The 18,418-nt window shown below is 58.2% G+C and carries 14 protein-coding genes and 1 tRNA gene; 4 read left to right on the top strand and 11 right to left on the bottom strand.

The window, feature by feature from the left end:
- The first annotated feature begins 196 nt into the window (after positions 1-196).
- The 3 genes from QRN60_RS09365 to QRN60_RS09375 all read left to right on the top strand — a co-directional run bounded on the left by QRN60_RS09365 (position 197) and on the right by QRN60_RS09375 (position 2,036).
- Positions 197-490, top strand: coding sequence for a hypothetical protein (locus QRN60_RS09365; RefSeq protein WP_003507722.1), 294 nt, complete (start codon positions 197-199; stop codon positions 488-490).
- A gap of 11 nt (positions 491-501) precedes the next feature.
- Positions 502-852: a VOC family protein gene (locus QRN60_RS09370; protein WP_111793197.1), complete on the top strand. Its 351-nt coding sequence runs from the start codon at positions 502-504 to the stop codon at positions 850-852.
- 98 nt (positions 853-950) lie between these two features.
- Positions 951-2,036: a helix-turn-helix transcriptional regulator gene (locus QRN60_RS09375; RefSeq protein ID WP_099085231.1), complete on the top strand. Its 1,086-nt coding sequence runs from the start codon at positions 951-953 to the stop codon at positions 2,034-2,036.
- Positions 2,037-2,190: 154 nt separating this feature from the next.
- Here the strand turns inward: QRN60_RS09375 and rpoC are convergent, their stop codons facing one another.
- The 11 genes from rpoC to tuf all read right to left on the bottom strand — a co-directional run bounded on the left by rpoC (position 2,191) and on the right by tuf (position 16,917).
- A complete protein-coding gene (gene rpoC, locus QRN60_RS09380) occupies positions 2,191-6,399 on the bottom strand; it encodes a DNA-directed RNA polymerase subunit beta' (RefSeq protein WP_080866263.1) in 4,209 nt (1,402 codons plus the stop codon).
- Between the two features lie 181 nt (positions 6,400-6,580).
- Positions 6,581-10,717 carry a DNA-directed RNA polymerase subunit beta gene (gene rpoB, locus QRN60_RS09385; protein WP_111793424.1) on the bottom strand — a complete coding sequence of 1,379 codons (4,137 nt, stop codon included), beginning with the start codon at positions 10,715-10,717 and terminating at the stop codon, positions 6,581-6,583.
- Positions 10,718-10,980: 263 nt separating this feature from the next.
- Positions 10,981-11,358, bottom strand: coding sequence for a 50S ribosomal protein L7/L12 (rplL, locus tag QRN60_RS09390; protein ID WP_003507708.1), 378 nt, complete (start codon positions 11,356-11,358; stop codon positions 10,981-10,983).
- Positions 11,359-11,417: 59 nt separating this feature from the next.
- A complete protein-coding gene (gene rplJ / locus QRN60_RS09395) occupies positions 11,418-11,936 on the bottom strand; it encodes a 50S ribosomal protein L10 (RefSeq protein WP_003507705.1) in 519 nt (172 codons plus the stop codon).
- A gap of 355 nt (positions 11,937-12,291) precedes the next feature.
- On the bottom strand, positions 12,292-12,987 hold the full coding sequence (gene rplA, locus QRN60_RS09400; RefSeq protein WP_129565021.1) for a 50S ribosomal protein L1: 696 nt from the start codon (positions 12,985-12,987) through the stop codon (positions 12,292-12,294).
- 2 nt (positions 12,988-12,989) lie between these two features.
- On the bottom strand, positions 12,990-13,421 hold the full coding sequence (gene rplK / locus QRN60_RS09405) for a 50S ribosomal protein L11 (RefSeq protein ID WP_003507702.1): 432 nt from the start codon (positions 13,419-13,421) through the stop codon (positions 12,990-12,992).
- A 144-nt stretch (positions 13,422-13,565) separates the two neighbouring features.
- A complete protein-coding gene (gene nusG, locus QRN60_RS09410) occupies positions 13,566-14,096 on the bottom strand; it encodes a transcription termination/antitermination protein NusG (RefSeq protein WP_003507690.1) in 531 nt (176 codons plus the stop codon).
- Between the two features lie 24 nt (positions 14,097-14,120).
- Complete coding sequence (secE, locus tag QRN60_RS09415; protein ID WP_003507689.1) at positions 14,121-14,321, bottom strand: preprotein translocase subunit SecE; 201 nt, start codon at positions 14,319-14,321, stop codon at positions 14,121-14,123.
- Between the two features lie 183 nt (positions 14,322-14,504).
- Positions 14,505-14,580 (bottom strand) — tRNA-Trp (locus QRN60_RS09420).
- Between the two features lie 125 nt (positions 14,581-14,705).
- Positions 14,706-15,599, bottom strand: a complete 894-nt coding sequence (locus QRN60_RS09425) for an NAD-dependent epimerase/dehydratase family protein (protein ID WP_060723319.1) — start codon at positions 15,597-15,599, stop codon at positions 14,706-14,708.
- A gap of 142 nt (positions 15,600-15,741) precedes the next feature.
- Positions 15,742-16,917: an elongation factor Tu gene (gene tuf, locus QRN60_RS09430; RefSeq protein ID WP_003507684.1), complete on the bottom strand. Its 1,176-nt coding sequence runs from the start codon at positions 16,915-16,917 to the stop codon at positions 15,742-15,744.
- A gap of 401 nt (positions 16,918-17,318) precedes the next feature.
- On the opposite strand from tuf, the gene QRN60_RS09435 reads away from it, so the two are divergent.
- The gene (locus QRN60_RS09435; RefSeq protein ID WP_099086092.1) at positions 17,319-17,951 is read left to right on the top strand and encodes a TerC family protein; all 633 of its coding nucleotides are present in this window, start codon (positions 17,319-17,321) and stop codon (positions 17,949-17,951) included.
- Positions 17,952-18,418 lie beyond the last annotated feature (467 nt).

Below are 18,418 nucleotides of genomic sequence, written 5' to 3' on the forward strand. Positions count from 1 at the left end.
CGAAGCCCGCGTCCGGGCCATTTCCAGCCAGCTTTAACATAAGTCGGCGCAGAAGGCTGCGATTTCGACCTCCACGCTTTGGCTTTTCATAAAATCCGTCTATTGATTCCCTGTGGCGAGCCGGAGCAGCGCCGCCACGGGCGGAACCGATTCCATCGGCCCCCATTACAGCAACGAATGATCAAGGAACCGCGTCATGAGCACCCTCCCCGACAACGACAACGGACGCGAAGAGCCGATGGTCTTCATCGTCATCGGCAAGGCCTATGAGCACGACAATTCCGAAGGCATCGACATCCACGTCATTTTGCGGGCGCCGGACGACGATACCGCCGTGCGCGAAACGCTGAACGCGCTTTCCGAGGAAGGCTTCATCGAAGCGGACCTCGACCAGATCGGCATGCTGACCGAAGTTCCCGATGAAGAGCCGCACGCTTCCGCCTATCAGGGCGCCCTCGAAGGCGAAGTCGCCATCATCCGTTTCGCCTGAGGCGCAAATCCATGGCGGTAAGACGGGTCGTCGCCAATATAGAAACGCCCGACCCAGCGCGGGCGAAGGCGTTTTATTGCGATATTCTCGGCATGCCCGTCGCCATGGATCACGGCTGGATCGTCACCCATGCCAGCCCGCTCGAAGCAAGAGCACAGGTCAGCTTCGCAAGTGAAGGCGGCTCCGGCACTGATGTGCCGGACCTTTCGATCGAGGTTGATGATTTCGAGGAGGTCCACGCCAGAATCCTGAAGGCCGGGCTGCCCATCGAATACGGCCCCGCCGTTGAGGCGTGGGGCGTACGCCGCCTTTTCGTGCGCGACCCCTTCGGCAAACTTATCAATATATTAAGTCACTCATAGATTATATACTTTTAATACAATAGTATTATTTCTTTATCCGTTGAACAATACCCAAATATCAGCTTACAATAGTATCGACGCAAAATTCCGGTGGCGGGTTGGATACTATATCTTCAGCAGACATTATCGATGACATTTACGAGGCGGCACTTTTCCCTGATCGCTGGGCTGAGGTCATAGAGACAATCGGTAACCGCCTGGATTTCTGGGGCGGTGCGCTTACCTGGGGCAAGGGTGAGGAGGAGGCATGGCTCTTCACCCCCAATCTGCAGGACGTGATGCAGGCCTTCATGGAAGGCGGCTGGAACAGGCGCAACGATCGCCTCACCCGCGCAATCCGCGAAGGACAGTTTTCCTTCGTACAGGATTTCGACGTCTTCACCCATGACGAATGGGCCGGATTGCCGATCGTGCGTGACTTCCTGATGCCGCGCGGATTGGGATATGGCGCGGCAACGCAGATTGCGCCACCGGATCATCCGGAAATGACAGTGCTTTTCGAACGCAAACTCGATAGCGGCGTCATCGGGCCGGAAACCATGGCGGCGCTGGGCCGGCTGAGGCCACACATTGCCCGCAGCCTCACCCTCGCAACCCGGCTGCAGCGACAGAAGGCCGACGCCATGACGCTCGGGCTGAACGCCATAGGCGCGCCAGCGGCGGTGCTACAGGCGAGCGGGCGTATCCTCTCCGCAAACGACATGTTTCTCTCCCTCAGGAAATGTATTTCCACCCGTGCCCGCGACAGGATCGTAGTGTCAGACGAAAGAGTAAACCGGCTGCTCTATAAGGCGCTCGCCGGAGATAATGTCGGCTCTTTCCCCCTCCCGACCGGCGAAGATCGGTCCTGCATCCTCCACGTCATACCGTTGCGCAGGAACGCACTGGATTTGTCCCCGAAAGGTTCCGCCATCGTGCTGATATCGCAACCCATGGGCACCATCACCGATGCAACGTCACTGTTAAAAGGGCTATACGATCTCACCAAGGGCGAGGCCCGCGTGGCTCTGGAAATCATGAAGGGGCTCTCGCTTCCCGCCGTGGCGAAGCAATTGCAGATTTCCCATGAAACGGTGCGCAGCAACGCCAAGTCGATCTATGCGAAGACTGGCAGCACCGGCCAAACTGATCTCGTTCGCCGGCTCTCCGTTCTCACCCGCTATAACATCCGCGAACAGAGCTGACCCTCGCCGCGCGGCTGAAGATAATCTCAAAGACAAATCGTAAAATCGCGCTGACTCGCCGGTGGCTTCCACACAAACAAAAACGCCCGGATTGCTCCGGGCGTTTCCATTGAACCTTTGGCGGGGCTTCGTAAAGCCCCTGCCCTGTCTGACCTTATTCGGCGGCCGGAGCCTGGTCCGTCATGTCCTGCAGCATCTGGTTCGCAGAGCCTGCACCCGTACCCTTGCGGCGTTCCTCGAGAATGAGGTCGTCGCGCGAGGTGGCGATGCGGCGGATCTGCGTCATGGTGCCGCCAGTACCGGCCGGGATGAGGCGGCCGACGATGACGTTTTCCTTGAGGCCCTGCAGCGTGTCCGTCTTGCCGGCGATCGCAGCTTCCGTGAGAACCTTGGTGGTTTCCTGGAAGGATGCGGCCGAGATGAAGGACGGCGTCTGCAGCGAAGCCTTGGTGATGCCGAGCAGAACCGGCTCGCCATAGGCAGGCTTCTTGCCTTCTTCGATCAGGCGGTCGTTGTTGTCGTCAAGCTCGATGCGATCGACGTTGTCGCCAACGATGTACTGGCTGTCGCCAGCATCGGTGATTTCAACCTTCTGCAGCATCTGGCGAACGATCACCTCGATGTGCTTGTCGTTGATCACAACGCCCTGCAGTCGATAGACTTCCTGGATTTCGTTCACGAGGTAGGAAGCCAGAGCCTCCACGCCCTTAATCGCCAGAATGTCGTGCGGCGCCGGGTTGCCGTCGAGAATGTATTCGCCCTTCTCGATGTAGTCGCCTTCCTGAAGATGGAAGGGCTTGCCCTTCGGGATCAGGTATTCGACCGGCTCGACGCCGTCTTCCGCAGGCTCGATCATCACGCGACGCTTGTTCTTGTAGTCGCGGCCGAGGCGGATCGTACCATCAATCTCGGCGATGATGGCGTGATCCTTCGGACGACGTGCTTCGAACAGTTCGGCAACACGCGGCAGACCACCGGTGATGTCCTTCGTCTTGGCGCTTTCCAGCGGCGAACGTGCAAGCACGTCACCCTGGGAGACCTTGGAACCCGGCTCGACCGACAGGATGGCATCCACGGACAGATGGAAGCGGGCTTCGCCACCACGGCTAAGCTTCGCCACAGCGCCGGAAGCGTCCTTGATGATGATCGCGGGCTTCAAGTCCGAACCGCGCGGCGTCGAACGCCAGTCAATGACCTGACGCTTGGTGATGCCGGTGGATTCGTCGGTCGCTTCCAGAACGGAGAGACCGTCGACGAGGTCTTCGAAGTGAACGGTACCTTCCACTTCCGTCATCATCGGACGGGTGTAGGGGTCCCACTCTGCAAGACGCTGGCCACGCTTAACCTTGTCGCCATCATCCACGAAGATCTTCGAACCGTAAGCGACACGCTGCGAGGAACGTTCCGCGCCGCGCTCATCAAGGATCGTAACGGACATGTTACGGCCCATGGCGATGAGAACGCCTTCCGAGTTCCGCAGGATGTTGCGGTTCTTGATCTGGATCGTGCCTTCATACGACGCTTCGAGGAACGACTGGTCGACCACGTTCGCCGTACCGCCAAGGTGGAACGTACGCATGGTGAGCTGCGTGCCCGGTTCACCGATCGACTGTGCGGCGATGACGCCAACGGCTTCGCCCATGTTGACAGGCGTACCGCGTGCAAGGTCACGACCGTAGCAGACGCCGCAGACGCCGATCTGCACTTCGCAGGTCAGAGCGGAGCGGATGCGGACGGACTGGATGCCCGCCTTTTCGATGGCGGCCACATCGGCCTCATCGATAAGCGTGCCGGCCTTGACGATGTTCTCGCCGGAAACCGGATGATCGATATCGTCCAGAGCCGTACGGCCTAGAATACGTGCGCCAAGCGAGGCAACAACCTGACCGGCATCGACGATGGCGGTCATGGTGAGGCCCTTGTCGGTGCCGCAATCCACGGAGTTGACGATGCAATCCTGCGCGACGTCGACGAGACGACGGGTAAGGTAACCCGAGTTCGCCGTCTTCAGGGCGGTGTCTGCAAGACCCTTACGGGCACCGTGGGTCGAGTTGAAGTACTCGTTAACGGTCAGGCCTTCCTTGAAGTTCGAGATGATCGGCGTCTCGATGATTTCACCCGAGGGCTTCGCCATCAGGCCGCGCATGCCGCCCAGCTGACGCATCTGGTTCGGAGAACCACGGGCGCCCGAGTGGGACATCATGTAGATGGAGTTCATCGGCTTCTGGCGGCCCGTTTCCGGATCGAACTCGACAGCCTTGATGCGCGCCATCATTTCTTCGGCGACCTTTTCGGTAGCCTTGCCCCAGGCGTCGACAACCTTGTTGTACTTCTCGCCCTGGGTGATGAGACCATCATTGTACTGCTGTTCGTATTCCTTCACCAAGGCTTCGGTGTCACCGACGATCTTCACCTTGCTGTCCGGAATGACCATGTCGTCCTTGCCGAACGAAATGCCGGCGCGGCAGGCATGGGCAAAGCCGAGCTGCATGATGCGGTCGCAGAAGATGACCGTGTCTTTCTGGCCGCAGTGACGGTAGACCGTGTCGATCATCTTGGAGATGTTCTTCTTGGTCATTTCCTGGTTGCAGACGTCGAAAGGCACGTTGACGTTCTTCGGCAGAAGTTCGCCGATCAGCATACGGCCAGGGGTCGTTTCATGGATCTTCGAAACCGGCTTGCCGTCGGCATCCACGGTCTTGAAGCGACCACGGATCTTGGCATGCAGCGTCACGACCTTGTTTTCAAGCGCGTGATGCAGCTCACCGATATCCGAGAAGGCCATGCCTTCGCCCGGCTCGTTCTGGTTCATGATCGACAGGTAATACAGGCCGAGAACCATGTCCTGCGAAGGAACGATGATCGGGTGGCCGTTTGCCGGATGCAGGATGTTGTTGGTCGACATCATCAGCACGCGCGCTTCCAGCTGGGCTTCCAGCGACAGCGGAACGTGAACAGCCATCTGGTCACCGTCGAAGTCGGCGTTGAAGGCCGTGCAGACGAGCGGATGCAGCTGGATGGCCTTGCCTTCGACCAGCATTGGTTCGAAAGCCTGGATACCCAGACGGTGCAGCGTCGGTGCGCGGTTCAGGAGAACCGGATGCTCGCGGATAACCTCGTCGAGGATATCCCAGACTTCCGGCTTTTCCTTTTCAACCAGCTTCTTGGCCTGCTTGACGGTCGAGGAGTAACCCTTGGCGTCGAGGCGGGCGTAGATGAACGGCTTGAACAGTTCGAGCGCCATCTTCTTCGGCAGGCCGCACTGGTGCAGCTTCAGTTCCGGACCGGTCACGATAACCGAACGACCGGAATAGTCGACGCGCTTGCCGAGAAGGTTCTGGCGGAAGCGGCCCTGCTTGCCCTTGAGCATGTCGGAGAGCGACTTCAGCGGACGCTTGTTGGCACCCGTGATGACGCGACCGCGACGGCCGTTATCGAACAGCGCATCGACGGATTCCTGCAACATACGCTTTTCGTTGCGGATGATGATGCCAGGCGCACGAAGCTCGATCAGGCGCTTCAGACGGTTGTTACGGTTGATGACGCGGCGATAGAGATCGTTGAGGTCGGACGTCGCGAAACGACCGCCATCCAGCGGAACCAGCGGACGCAGGTCCGGCGGAATAACCGGAACGACCTTCATGATCATCCATTCCGGACGGTTGCCGCTCTCCATGAAGTTCTCGACGATCTTCAGGCGCTTCATCAGCTTCTTCTGCTTGAGATCAGACGTGGTCTCAGCAAGTTCGGCACGCAGGTCGCCAGCGATCTTCTCGAGGTTCATCGAAGCCAGCATCTCATAGATGGCTTCAGCGCCGATCATGGCGGTGAACTGGTCTTCGCCGAATTCGTCAACGGCAATCATGTACTCTTCTTCGGACAGAAGCTGGTTCTGCTTCAGCGAAGTGAGGCCGGGTTCCGTGACGATGTAGTTCTCGAAATAGAGAACGCGCTCGACATCCTTCAGCGTCATGTCGAGCAGGGTCGAGATACGCGAAGGAAGCGACTTCAGGAACCAGATGTGGGCAACCGGCGCTGCGAGCTCGATATGGCCCATGCGCTCACGGCGAACGCGCGACAGCGTCACTTCGACGCCGCACTTTTCGCAGATGATGCCCTTGTACTTCATGCGCTTGTACTTGCCGCACAGGCACTCGTAGTCCTTGATCGGTCCGAAAATACGCGCGCAGAAAAGACCGTCGCGTTCCGGCTTGAACGTACGGTAGTTGATGGTTTCCGGCTTCTTGATCTCGCCGTAGGACCACGACAGGATTTTTTCCGGCGAAGCGATCGAAATCCGGATGGAATCGAAATGCTGCGCAGGCACCTGAGGATTGAAAAGATTCATGACCTCTTGGTTCATGCCTTGTCTCCTTGAGAGGCTAGCTGCTGCCCCTGTTTGCATCTGGACCGGCTTCTTCCCGGGTCACCGTCCAGAGCTTTAAATACGGATTAACCGCACAATGCGGCGAAAGTGTCCCTCGGCAACCGCAGGCTGCCGGAGGAACCGGCAGGCGCCCAAAAAGGCGCCCGCCTCTCTCATTTTATTCCGCCGCGTCGGGCAGCTGGTCGTCGGGCTGGTTCTCGATCTTCGAGTTTTCCAGTTCGACCGAAAGACCGAGCGACCGCATTTCCTTGACGAGAACGTTGAAGCTCTCCGGAATGCCGGCCTCGAACGTGTCGTCACCACGGACGATCGCCTCGTAGACCTTGGTGCGGCCCGCCACGTCGTCCGACTTGACGGTGAGCATTTCCTGCAGCGTGTAAGCCGCGCCGTATGCTTCCAGAGCCCAGACTTCCATTTCCCCGAAGCGCTGTCCGCCGAACTGCGCCTTGCCGCCCAGCGGCTGCTGGGTAACGAGCGAATAAGGACCGATCGAGCGAGCGTGGATCTTGTCGTCAACAAGGTGGTTCAGCTTGATCATGTACATGTAGCCGACGGTGACCTTGCGGTCGAACGGCTCACCGGTACGGCCGTCATAAAGAACGGACTGACCGGATTCATGCAGACCTGCCTTCTTCAGCATCGCAGCGACGTCAGGCTCATGCGCACCGTCGAAGACCGGGGTCGCGATGGAAACACCGCGCTTGGCTTCTTCGGCAAGCTTGACCAGCGATTCGTCATCGAAGCGCTGCACCTCGTCATGCGATTCACTCGCATAGATTTCGGTGAGCTCGGTGCGAAGCTCGCTGATGTCCATCGTCTTGCGATACTCTTCGAGCATCTCGCCGATCTTCTTGCCCATGCCTGCGCATGCCCATGCGAGGTGGGTTTCGAGGATCTGGCCGACGTTCATGCGCGAAGGCACGCCGAGCGGGTTCAAGCAGATGTCGACATGCGTGCCGTCTTCGAGGAACGGCATGTCTTCGACCGGAACGATACGCGAGACGACGCCCTTGTTACCGTGACGGCCGGCCATCTTGTCGCCCGGCTGGATCTTGCGCTTCACAGCAACAAAGACCTTGACCATCTTCATGACGCCCGGAGGCATTTCATCGCCGCGCTGGACCTTTTCGACCTTGTCCATGAAGCGCTGTTCAAGGCGCGACTTGGATTCGTCGTACTGGCCGCGAAGCGCTTCCAGTTCGGACTGGGCCTTCTCGTCTTCGACTGCAAACATCCACCACTGCGAGCGGGGATATTCGGATACGACGGCGTTGGAAAGCTCGACGCCCTTCTTGAAGCCCTTCGGACCAGCGATGGAAACGTGGCCACGCAGCATGTCGATCAGGCGGCCGTAGACGTTACGGTCAAGGATTGCCTGTTCGTCGTCGCGGTCCTTCGCCAGACGTTCGATCTCTTCGCGCTCGATTGCCATCGCGCGCTCGTCCTTCTCCACACCGTGACGGTTGAAGACGCGGACTTCGACGACCGTACCGAACGTGCCCGGAGGCATGCGCATGGAGGTGTCGCGAACGTCGGAAGCCTTTTCACCGAAGATGGCGCGCAGAAGCTTTTCTTCCGGCGTCATCGGGCTTTCGCCCTTCGGCGTGATCTTGCCGACGAGGATGTCGCCCGGCTGAACTTCCGCACCGATGTAAACGATACCGGCTTCGTCGAGGTTCTTCAGCGCTTCTTCCGAAACGTTCGGAATGTCGCGCGTGATTTCTTCCGGACCAAGCTTCGTGTCACGCGCCATCACTTCGAATTCTTCGATGTGGATGGAGGTGAACACGTCGTCGGAAACGATACGCTCCGACATCAGGATCGAGTCTTCGTAGTTGTAGCCGTTCCAGGGCATGAACGCGACGAGCGCGTTGCGGCCGAGCGCCAGGTCACCGAGGTCGGTCGACGGACCGTCCGCGATGATGTCACCCTTGGAGATGAGATCGCCGACGGCGACCAGCGGACGCTGGTTGACGCAGGTGTTCTGGTTCGAACGCTGGAACTTCTGCAGACGGTAGATATCAACGCCCGACTTGCCGGCATCGAGTTCTTCCGTAGCGCGGATAACGATACGCGTCGCATCGACCTGGTCGACGACACCGCCGCGGCGAGCTGCGATGGCAGCGCCGGAGTCACGGGCGACGATCGGTTCCATGCCTGTGCCGACGAACGGCGCTTCCGCCCGCAGAAGCGGAACGGCCTGACGCTGCATGTTCGAGCCCATGAGAGCGCGGTTGGCGTCGTCGTTTTCCAGGAACGGAATGAGAGCCGCCGCGACCGAAACGAGCTGCTTCGGCGAAACGTCCATCAGGTTGATGTTGTCGCGCGGTGCGAGCATAACTTCGCCCGAGTGACGGCAGACGACGAACTCTTCAGTGAAGGCGCCTTCGCCATCGAGTTCGGCATTGGCCTGTGCGACGTAGTACTTGGCCTCTTCCATGGCGGAGAGGTAGATAACGTCGGTCGTCACCTTGCCGTCGATGATCTTGCGGTACGGGCTTTCGATGAAGCCGTACTTGTTGACGCGGGCAAAGGTGGCAAGCGAGTTGATCAGACCGATGTTCGGGCCTTCCGGCGTTTCGATCGGGCAAATACGGCCGTAGTGGGTCGGGTGAACGTCGCGGACTTCGAAGCCGGCGCGCTCGCGGGTCAGACCACCCGGTCCAAGAGCCGAAAGACGACGCTTGTGGGTGATTTCCGAAAGCGGGTTCACCTGGTCCATGAACTGCGACAGCTGCGAGGAACCGAAGAATTCGCGAACGGCGGCAGCTGCCGGCTTCGCGTTGATCAGGTCCTGCGGCATCACGGTGTCGATTTCGATCGAGGACATACGTTCCTTGATCGCACGTTCCATGCGCAGAAGGCCCAGACGATACTGGTTTTCCATCAGCTCGCCGACCGAACGAACACGGCGGTTGCCGAGGTTGTCGATGTCGTCGATTTCGCCCTTGCCGTCACGCAGTTCGACCAGCATCTTGACGACAGCGAGGATGTCTTCCTTGCGCAGCGTGCGCACGGTGTCTTCCGCGTCGAGGTCGAGACGCATGTTCATCTTCACGCGGCCAACAGCCGAGAGATCGTAACGCTCTGCATCGAAGAACAGCGAGTTGAACATCGCTTCCGCGGAGTCCATGGTCGGCGGTTCGCCCGGACGCATGACGCGGTAGATGTCGAACAGCGCTTCCTGACGGTTCTGGTTCTTGTCAACGGAGAGCGTGTTACGGATGTAGGCGCCAACATTGACGTGGTCGATGTTGAGAACCGGAATCTCGTCGAAGCCAGACTGCAGGATCAGGCCGAGCGTCTTCTCGTCGATTTCGTCGCCGGCTTCGAGATAGATTTCACCCGTCTCGTAGTTGACGATGTCTTCGGCCAGGAAGTTGCCGTAGAGGTCTTCGTCAGTCGCCTTAAGCGCCTTCAGGCCCTTGTCGACGAGCTGGCGGATAAGGCGCGGGGTCAGCTTCTTGCCACCTTCGACAACAACTTCGCCGGTGTCGGCGTCGATCATGTCGGTGATGACCTTGGCATTCTTCAGCGCGTCAGGCTGGAACGGGATACGCCAGCCGTCGCCGGCGCGCTCGTAGGTAGCCTTGGTATAGAAGGTCGACAGAATTTCTTCGCCGTCCATGCCGAGCGCCATCAGGAGCGAGGTCACGGGCAGCTTGCGGCGACGGTCGATACGCGCATAGACGATGTCCTTGGCGTCGAATTCGATGTCGAGCCAGGAACCGCGATACGGGATAACGCGGGCAGCGAAAAGCAGCTTGCCGGAAGAATGGCTCTTGCCCTTGTCGTGATCGAAGAACACGCCCGGCGAACGGTGCATCTGCGAAACGATGACGCGCTCGGTGCCGTTGACGATGAACGTACCGTTATTGGTCATGAGCGGCATATCGCCCATGTAGACGGACTGTTCCTTGATGTCCTTGATGGACTTCGCGCCCGTATCTTCATCGATATCGAACACGATGAGGCGCAGCGTCACCTTCAGCGGCGCTGCATAGGTCAGATCGCGCTGACGGCATTCCTCTACGTCGAACTTCGGCGCTTCGAATTCGTAGGACACGAATTCGAGCATGGAGGCGCCGGAAAAATCGGTGATCGGGAATACGGACTTGAATACGGCATTCAATCCCTCGTCGGGACGGCCACCCTTGGGCTCGTCAACCATGAGAAACTGGTCGTACGAAGCCTTCTGAACCTCGATGAGGTTCGGCATTTCCGCTACTTCTGGAATTTTGCCGAAAAACTTGCGTACGCGCCTGCGACCGTTAAACGAAAGGGTCTGAGCCATCGTCGCTCCTTTAAAAATTGCATCCGGGCCTGCAACGGACGGGAACCGATGGCCAGTCGATCCCGTCAAGCAATGGGTGTCATCAATCTCGTTCCACATCCCGGATCGATCAGGCCGGATTGCCTAGATGAGCCGGTTCGGAACCATTCTCTTGAAGAACCCATTACCCAAAAGCCATTTTCACGCGGCTTTTGGGTAATGAGTTTTAAAAACGATGACGACGGAAAGGGGCATGGAGCCCCTTCCCGCCAGCAATCGCAAGATTACTTAACGTCGACCTTAGCGCCGGCTTCTTCAAGCTTCTTCTTGAGATCAGCAGCTTCAGCCTTGGAAACAGCTTCCTTGACAGCCTTCGGAGCGCCTTCAACGAGGTCCTTGGCTTCCTTCAGGCCGAGACCCGTGATAGCGCGGACTTCCTTGATGACGTTGATCTTGTTGGCGCCAGCGTCAACCAGGATCACGTCGAATTCAGTCTTTTCTTCTTCAACAGCAGCAGCAACGCCAGCACCGCCAGCAGCAGCAACAGCTACCGGAGCAGCAGCGGAAACGCCCCACTTTTCTTCGAGAAGCTTCGACAGTTCTGCAGCTTCCAGAACGGTCAGGGTGGAGAGGTCTTCTACGATCTTTGCGAGATCAGCCATTTTGATAGTTCCTTTTGTTCAGTTCGAACCAGTTTGAATATTTACAGCGAAAAACCGCCTTAAGCGGCTTCGTCCTTCTTGGCGTAAGCCGAGAACACCCGTGCCAGCTGGCTTGCAGGTGCGGCGACAACCGTAGCGACGCGAGTTGCCGGGGCATTGAGAAGGCCCAGCAGCTTTGCGCGCAGCTCGTCCAGCGAAGGCAGGGTCGCAAGCGACTTGACTGCTTCGGCGTTGAGCGTGGTTGCACCCATGGAACCACCGAGAACAACGACCTTGTCGTTGGTCTTTGCGAAATCCATGACGACTTTCGGAGCGATCATCGGGTCGACGCTGTATGCAATCAGCGTCTGGCCCTTGAAGAGATTTGTCATCCCTTCCGACTCCGTGCCCTGAAGAGCGATCTTGGCCAGGCGGTTCTTCGCGACCTTGACGGTGCCTCCGGCAGCGCGCATCTTCGAACGGAAGTCGTTCATCTGCGCAACGGTGACACCAGCATAGTGGGCCACGACAACCGAACCGGAAGCCTTGAAGACTTCGTTCAGCTCCGTGACGAATTCGCGTTTTTCCGCTCTTTCCACTGTCTGTCTCCAGTAGACGGGACCACATGATTGTGAACCCGTCGGGTTTGCCTTTGCCCCAAGGGACCTTTTTACAAAGATCCCGAGCGACGCTCGAGGATCCTGTCCCCCGCTCTGTCGCCGCAAACGGCTTCAGGCACAGGCACACCAGGTTCGAACCGGACAGTCAGGCATCAGCAGATACCTCAAATCCAGCCTCACCCGTCTCATGCAGGTTGAATGATTAAGGCCAGGCCCCGAAGGAAATGGCCACCCGCAATCTCGGACAGGAGTTCCGGGTTTCCCCGGAAATCTCCGGCTCCTGGGAGCCGGAAATTCTTTTATTCACACTTCCCTTGGGAAGCGCGAGAATTGATTAAGCCGTAACCGACGAAGGGTCGATCTTGACGCCCGGACCCATGGTCGAGGAAATGGCGACGCGCTTGACATAGTTGCCCTTGGCGCCAGCCGGCTTTGCCTTGATGACGGCATCGGCGAAAGCCTTGATGTTTTCCTCAAGAGCCTTGGCGTCGAACGAAGCCTTGCCAATACCAGCGTGTACGATACCGGCCTTTTCGACGCGGAACTCGACAGCGCCGCCCTTGGACGCCTTGACGGCGCCGGCAACATCCATGGTCACCGTACCGACCTTCGGGTTCGGCATCATGCCACGCGGGCCGAGTACCTTGCCGAGACGGCCGACGAGCGGCATCATGTCCGGGGTCGCGATGCAACGATCGAAGTCGATCTTGCCGCCCTGAACGATTTCAACCAGTTCTTCTGCACCAACAACGTCAGCGCCAGCAGCCGTGGCTTCATCAGCCTTGGCGCCGCGTGCGAAGACGGCGACGCGAACGTCACGGCCCGTGCCGTTCGGCAGGTTGACAACGCCACGAACCATCTGGTCCGCGTGGCGCGGGTCAACGCCGAGGTTCATCGAAACTTCAACGGTTTCATCGAACTTGGCGACAGCACGTTCCTTGACCATCGAAATGGCGTCGGTGAGAACGTAAAGCTTGTTGGGATCCACACCTTCGCGGATCTTCTGAATGCGCTTTGCTACCTTGGCCATGATCAACCTACCACTTCCAGGCCCATGGCGCGGGCGGAGCCCTCAACCATTGCCATTGCGCCTTCGATGTCGGCTGCGTTCAGATCCTTCATCTTGGCTTCTGCGATCGTCTTGACCTGAGCCTTGGTGATGGAGCCAATCTTGGCGCCCTTGCCAGGCGTCTTGGAACCGGAGGTGATCTTGGCTTCCTTCTTCAGCCAATACGTCATCGGCGGCTGCTTCATGACGAAGGTGAAGGACTTGTCCTGGTAATAGGTGATGACGACCGGAATCGGCATACCCTTTTCCATTTCCTGCGTGGCGGCATTGAACGCCTTGCAGAATTCCATGATGTTAATGCCACGCTGACCAAGTGCCGGACCGATCGGCGGGGACGGATTGGCCGCCCCGGCCTTTACCTGCAACTTGAGCTGGCCTGCAACTTTCTTAGCCATATCTCTCTGCCTTTCAATTCAAACCGGTTACCCGGCTTCTCTTAAGCCGGATTGCTCCGGCGGCTGCGGTTGCGTGGTGCGGCGCCCTGCTCCGGCTTAAAGAGCCAGTTTGCCTTCCACGCGCTTGGGGTCTTGCCCCGCCAATCAGACCTTCTCGACCTGATTGTATTCCAGCTCGACCGGCGTAGCGCGGCCGAAAATCGAAACTTCCACCTTCAGGCGCGAACGCTCTTCGTCGACATCCTGAACCACCCCGTTGAACGACGCGAACGGACCGTCGGAAACGCGAACCTGCTCGCCGATCTCGAACGAAACCGAAGACTTCGGACGCTCGACACCTTCCTGAACCTGACCGAGGATACGCTCGGCTTCATAATCGGGAATCGGAACAGGCTTGCTGTCCGAACCGAGGAAACCGGTAACCTTCGGCGTGTTCTTGATGAGGTGATAGGCCTCATCCGTCAGGTTGGCGCGCACCAGCACGTAACCTGGAAAGAACTTGCGCTCGCTGTCGACCTTACGGCCACGACGCACCTCGACAACCTTTTCGGTCGGCACGAGGATTTTCTCGAACAGATGAGAAAGACCCTTCTGACGGGCCTTCTCTTCGATCGACTCAGCGACCTTCTTTTCGAAATTCGAATATGCGTGAACGATATACCAGCGCGCTGCCATTTTTTTTATTCTCCGTTCAATCCGTTACCGGCCGACGTTCAGCACGAGGCTAAGCACCCAGCCGATGAGCTGGTCAGCAGCAAAGAAGAACAGAGCCGCAAAAATGACCATCACCAGCACCATAGCCGTCGAAATCATGGTCTCGCGGCGCGACGGCCAAGTGATTTTTGACGCTTCGGCGCGAACCTGCTGCAGAAACGTAAACGGATTGGTTTTGGATGCCATTGACTGCCCACACAATTACGGCGCGTAAAGCCGAACTAATCAGCCCCACGCACCGCGTGTCTGTTTTGACCTTACATAAACACCGATTCCACTTTTAACAAGAGGAAATCGACATTCGGCGAAATTCGCCGGAAATCCGGCCCCATCTGCCATGCAGCGAAAACCGCGCTTGCGAATGGAAAGTGGCAGGGGCAGAGGGGCTCGAACCCCCGACCTGCGGTTTTGGAGACCGCCGCTCTACCAACTGAGCTATACCCCTTCAGCACCTGAATCGGCCGCGAAATCGCTTGGCCAATTCGGTATGCGCTCCTTTAAGGTGCAGGGAAAGGAATGGCAAGTGTGTTTTTTGTTTTTTCCACTCCGCCCCCGAAAATCCTGCGCCTCTCAGGTTTTAACGTATTTCCGCCAGTCATGTTCTTCGCTGAAGCCCAGGACCTCGCGAATCTTGCGGTTGGAGATCAACCCCTCATGATCCCCGATCTCGCGGCGGAATTGCACGTCAGGGAAATAAGTCTGCGCAAGCTCGCGCGTGGGGACCGTCGCTGTCGCTGTATCATTGACGGCGTTGAAGACCTGATAACCGAGGCCGTCCTTCTCGATGCACAGATGGCAGATCTGGCCAAGATCGCGCGCATCGATGTAACCCCAGGCATTGCGTTTGCGCGTTTCCGGACGGGCGAAGAAGCCGGGAAACTTCTCATATTCATGCGGCTCGATGACATTGCCGATTCGCAGCGCGTAAATGTCGCATCCGCTTCGCTCGGCAAATGCCCGTGCCGTCTTTTCGTTCACCACCTTCGACAGCCCGTAGGAATCCATCGGATCGACATCATAGTCTTCCTCAAGCGGGAAATGGTGGAAATCCTTCTCGCCCTCGGCAAAACAGACCCCGTAGGTGGTCTCGCTCGATGCGATGACGATCTTGCGGATACCAAGCTTCACCGCAGCCTCGATGACGTTGTAGGTTCCCATTGTATTGATGCGGAACGTCTCGTTGTCGGGCTTTATCAGAATGCGCGGAACCGCGGCGAAGTGGATCACCGCATCATAGGGCAAAACACCCTTCCCGCTTTCGAGCTCTGCAAAGTTCCTGTGCATGGACAGGGCATTAAAGACCTGCCCGCTGTCGGTGATGTCGACAATGAGATTGGTGACGCCCGGCCTGTCGAGCGGAACGAGATCGATGTTGTGGACCTCATAACCCTTGTCGATAAGCCACGGGATCACATGCCTGCCGGCCTTGCCGGAACCACCGGTAAATAGAACGCGCTTCTTCATGATACTCCTCATCATCTCCCCGGCAACGAAGTAGCAGCCCGGACAGGGAAGCGAAAGCCACCCTCCCCCTAACGCGCAATACAAAACAAAAAACCCCGCTGTCTCCAGCGGGGTTTCCGTCAAGCCTTTTCAGGCCCGAAGATTACTCGACGATCGAAGCCACGATGCCGGCGCCGACGGTACGGCCGCCTTCGCGGATAGCGAAGCGCAGCTTTTCTTCCATCGCGATCGGAACGATCAGCTCGACTTCAACGGTGACGTTGTCGCCAGGCATAACCATTTCCGTGCCTTCAGGAAGCGACACGATGCCGGTCACGTCAGTCGTACGGAAGTAGAACTGCGGACGGTAGTTCGTGAAGAACGGCGTATGACGGCCGCCTTCTTCCTTCGTCAGGATGTAGGCTTCTGCCATGAACTTCTTGTGCGGCTTGACCGAACCCGGCTTGCACAGGATCTGACCACGCTCAACGCCGTCACGGGTAACACCGCGAACCAGTGCACCGATGTTGTCGCCAGCCTGGCCCTGATCGAGCAGCTTGCGGAACATTTCAACGCCGGTAACAGTCGTCTTCGAGGTCGGACGGATGCCGACGATTTCGACTTCTTCACCAACCTTGACGATACCGCGCTCAACGCGACCCGTCACAACCGTACCACGGCCAGAGATCGAGAACACGTCTTCGATCGGCATCAGGAACGGCTGGTCGATCGGACGCTCAGGCGTCGGGATGTAGGCGTCAACAGCAGCCATCAGCTCGCGGATTGCGTCTTCACCGATCTTCTTGTCAGAATCTTCAAGAGCGGCAAGTGCCGAACCCTTGATGATCGGGATATCGTCGCCCGGGAAGTCGTAGGACGACAGAAGTTCGCGAACTTCCAGTTCAACGAGCTCGAGAAGCTCGGCGTCGTCAACCTGGTCGACCTTGTTGAGGAACACGACGATTGCCGGAACGCCAACCTGGCGGGCAAGCAGGATGTGCTCGCGCGTCTGCGGCATCGGGCCGTCAGCTGCAGAGCAAACCAGGATCGCGCCGTCCATCTGGGCAGCACCGGTGATCATGTTCTTCACGTAGTCGGCGTGGCCGGGGCAGTCGACGTGCGCGTAGTGACGGGCAGGCGTCTCGTATTCAACGTGTGCCGTCGAGATCGTGATACCACGAGCCTTTTCTTCCGGAGCCGCGTCGATCTGGTCATACGCCTTGAACTCGCCGAAGAACTTCGTGATTGCTGCCGTCAGCGACGTCTTGCCATGGTCAACGTGACCGATCGTGCCAATGTTGACGTGCGGCTTATTGCGCTCGAACTTGCTCTTTGCCATGTGAATTGCTTCCTGTGAACGTGAAGTAGTTTCCCCGGCGCACCGGTTTGGTGTCGCCGTTTAAGGCTTTGTAAGCGAATGCGCAAGACTTAATTATGAAAGCGTCTTCGCGCGCGCCTTAAGCGTGCCTTGAGGCCTGTATATGGTGTCTGGTTTGCGACATTTAAACCCTCGCGAGGGTGAGGAAGACGTCGGCCGGGAGCCCCCCTCCGTCAGCCTAGCTAATCACTAAACAAGATATTTCTATCACAACTTCTTTACCTGCACCGGCATGATGGCTTAAGTGCATTCCATCGCCGCGGGGAGACGGGCGATTGGAATCCGGCGCGCGCGCCATCCCATGCCATATCTCGATCCGTCGCTTTCCCTCGCGACATCTCTATCCGTTTCAGGACTATCCCATGGAAATCTTCACAGCCGCCGGTTTCACGGCATTTTTGCAGGTCATTGCAATCGACCTCGTTCTGGCGGGCGACAACGCCATCGTCATCGGCCTTGCCGCCGCCGGTCTGCCCGCTCATCTTCGCCGCAAGGCGATCCTGGTCGGCATCATCGCCGCCACGGTTCTGCGCATCGGCTTTGCCGCCGTCACCGTCCAGCTTCTTGCCATTGTCGGCCTGCAATTGTTCGGCGGACTGCTGCTCGCCTGGGTGTGCTGGAAGATGTGGACGGAACTGCGTGAGGCCGCAGGTTCCATCGAAGACGAGGTGACCGACGAAGAGGCCGACCTGACCAAGGGTCACAAGACCTTCTTTCAGGCCGCGACCCAGATCGTCATCGCCGACGTCTCCATGTCGCTGGACAACGTCCTTGCCGTCGCCGGTGCTGCGCAGGAACACGTGACGGTGCTGATCATCGGCCTCGTCGTGTCTATCGCGCTGATGGGCCTCGCCGCCAACTTCGTCGCCAAGCTCCTGCACCGCTATCGCTGGATTTCCTACCTCGGCCTCATGGTCATCATCTATGTGGCGCTCAACATGCTCTACCACGGCACGCTCGAGGTTCTGCCCTATATCCAGGCCCATCTCGGCTGACACCGCCGGTCAAAACGCTGTTGCACAAGGCCCGGAAACGCCAGTTTCCGGGCCTTTTCCGTGACCTGCGACCATCAAATCCCTCACCCGGTTTTGCCTTTGCAGAACAGGAAGAATCAATCGCCGCACTTGCTGCAACATCAGGAGAAGACAGGGAAATCGTGAATTCTCGCCGGTGGATTCTGACAGTTGAGGTCAGCCACGGGCAAGCCTAGGGAGCTAGTCAATAAGTCATAATAATAAAAAGAAAGGTAAAGCTGCCAATGGCTTATGACTGGAGCGGCGGTCGTACCCGCCGCCTTCGCAGGGTGAGGCTCGGTGTTGTCGCCAGCTCTCTTATCCTGCTGGCGCTTCTTGCGTCGCTCGTTCTTGGCTGAACGCGCCGCGCGCGCACTCCCACGCTGACCGGCGGCATGGCAAGGTTTTCAGGAACCGCCCTGCCGCCGCTCCTTTGAGGGAAAGTCCAG

The organism is Agrobacterium sp. CFBP2214 (assembly GCF_030209895.1).
GTDB lineage: Bacteria > Pseudomonadota > Alphaproteobacteria > Rhizobiales > Rhizobiaceae > Agrobacterium > Agrobacterium radiobacter.

What these genes read in the sequence shown, in the direction of transcription:
- QRN60_RS09365 (WP_003507722.1), top strand. Translation starts at nt 197, where the DNA reads ATGAGCACCCTCCCCGACAACGACAACGGACGCGAAGAGCCGATGGTC.
- QRN60_RS09370 (WP_111793197.1), top strand. Translation starts at nt 502, where the DNA reads ATGGCGGTAAGACGGGTCGTCGCCAATATAGAAACGCCCGACCCAGCG.
- rpoC (WP_080866263.1), bottom strand. Translation starts at nt 6,399, where the DNA reads ATGAACCAAGAGGTCATGAATCTTTTCAATCCTCAGGTGCCTGCGCAG.
- rpoB (WP_111793424.1), bottom strand. Translation starts at nt 10,717, where the DNA reads ATGGCTCAGACCCTTTCGTTTAACGGTCGCAGGCGCGTACGCAAGTTT.
- rplL (WP_003507708.1), bottom strand. Translation starts at nt 11,358, where the DNA reads ATGGCTGATCTCGCAAAGATCGTAGAAGACCTCTCCACCCTGACCGTT.
- rplA (WP_129565021.1), bottom strand. Translation starts at nt 12,987, where the DNA reads ATGGCCAAGGTAGCAAAGCGCATTCAGAAGATCCGCGAAGGTGTGGAT.
- rplK (WP_003507702.1), bottom strand. Translation starts at nt 13,421, where the DNA reads ATGGCTAAGAAAGTTGCAGGCCAGCTCAAGTTGCAGGTAAAGGCCGGG.
- nusG (WP_003507690.1), bottom strand. Translation starts at nt 14,096, where the DNA reads ATGGCAGCGCGCTGGTATATCGTTCACGCATATTCGAATTTCGAAAAG.
- secE (WP_003507689.1), bottom strand. Translation starts at nt 14,321, where the DNA reads ATGGCATCCAAAACCAATCCGTTTACGTTTCTGCAGCAGGTTCGCGCC.
- QRN60_RS09425 (WP_060723319.1), bottom strand. Translation starts at nt 15,599, where the DNA reads ATGAAGAAGCGCGTTCTATTTACCGGTGGTTCCGGCAAGGCCGGCAGG.
- tuf (WP_003507684.1), bottom strand. Translation starts at nt 16,917, where the DNA reads ATGGCAAAGAGCAAGTTCGAGCGCAATAAGCCGCACGTCAACATTGGC.
- QRN60_RS09435 (WP_099086092.1), top strand. Translation starts at nt 17,319, where the DNA reads ATGGAAATCTTCACAGCCGCCGGTTTCACGGCATTTTTGCAGGTCATT.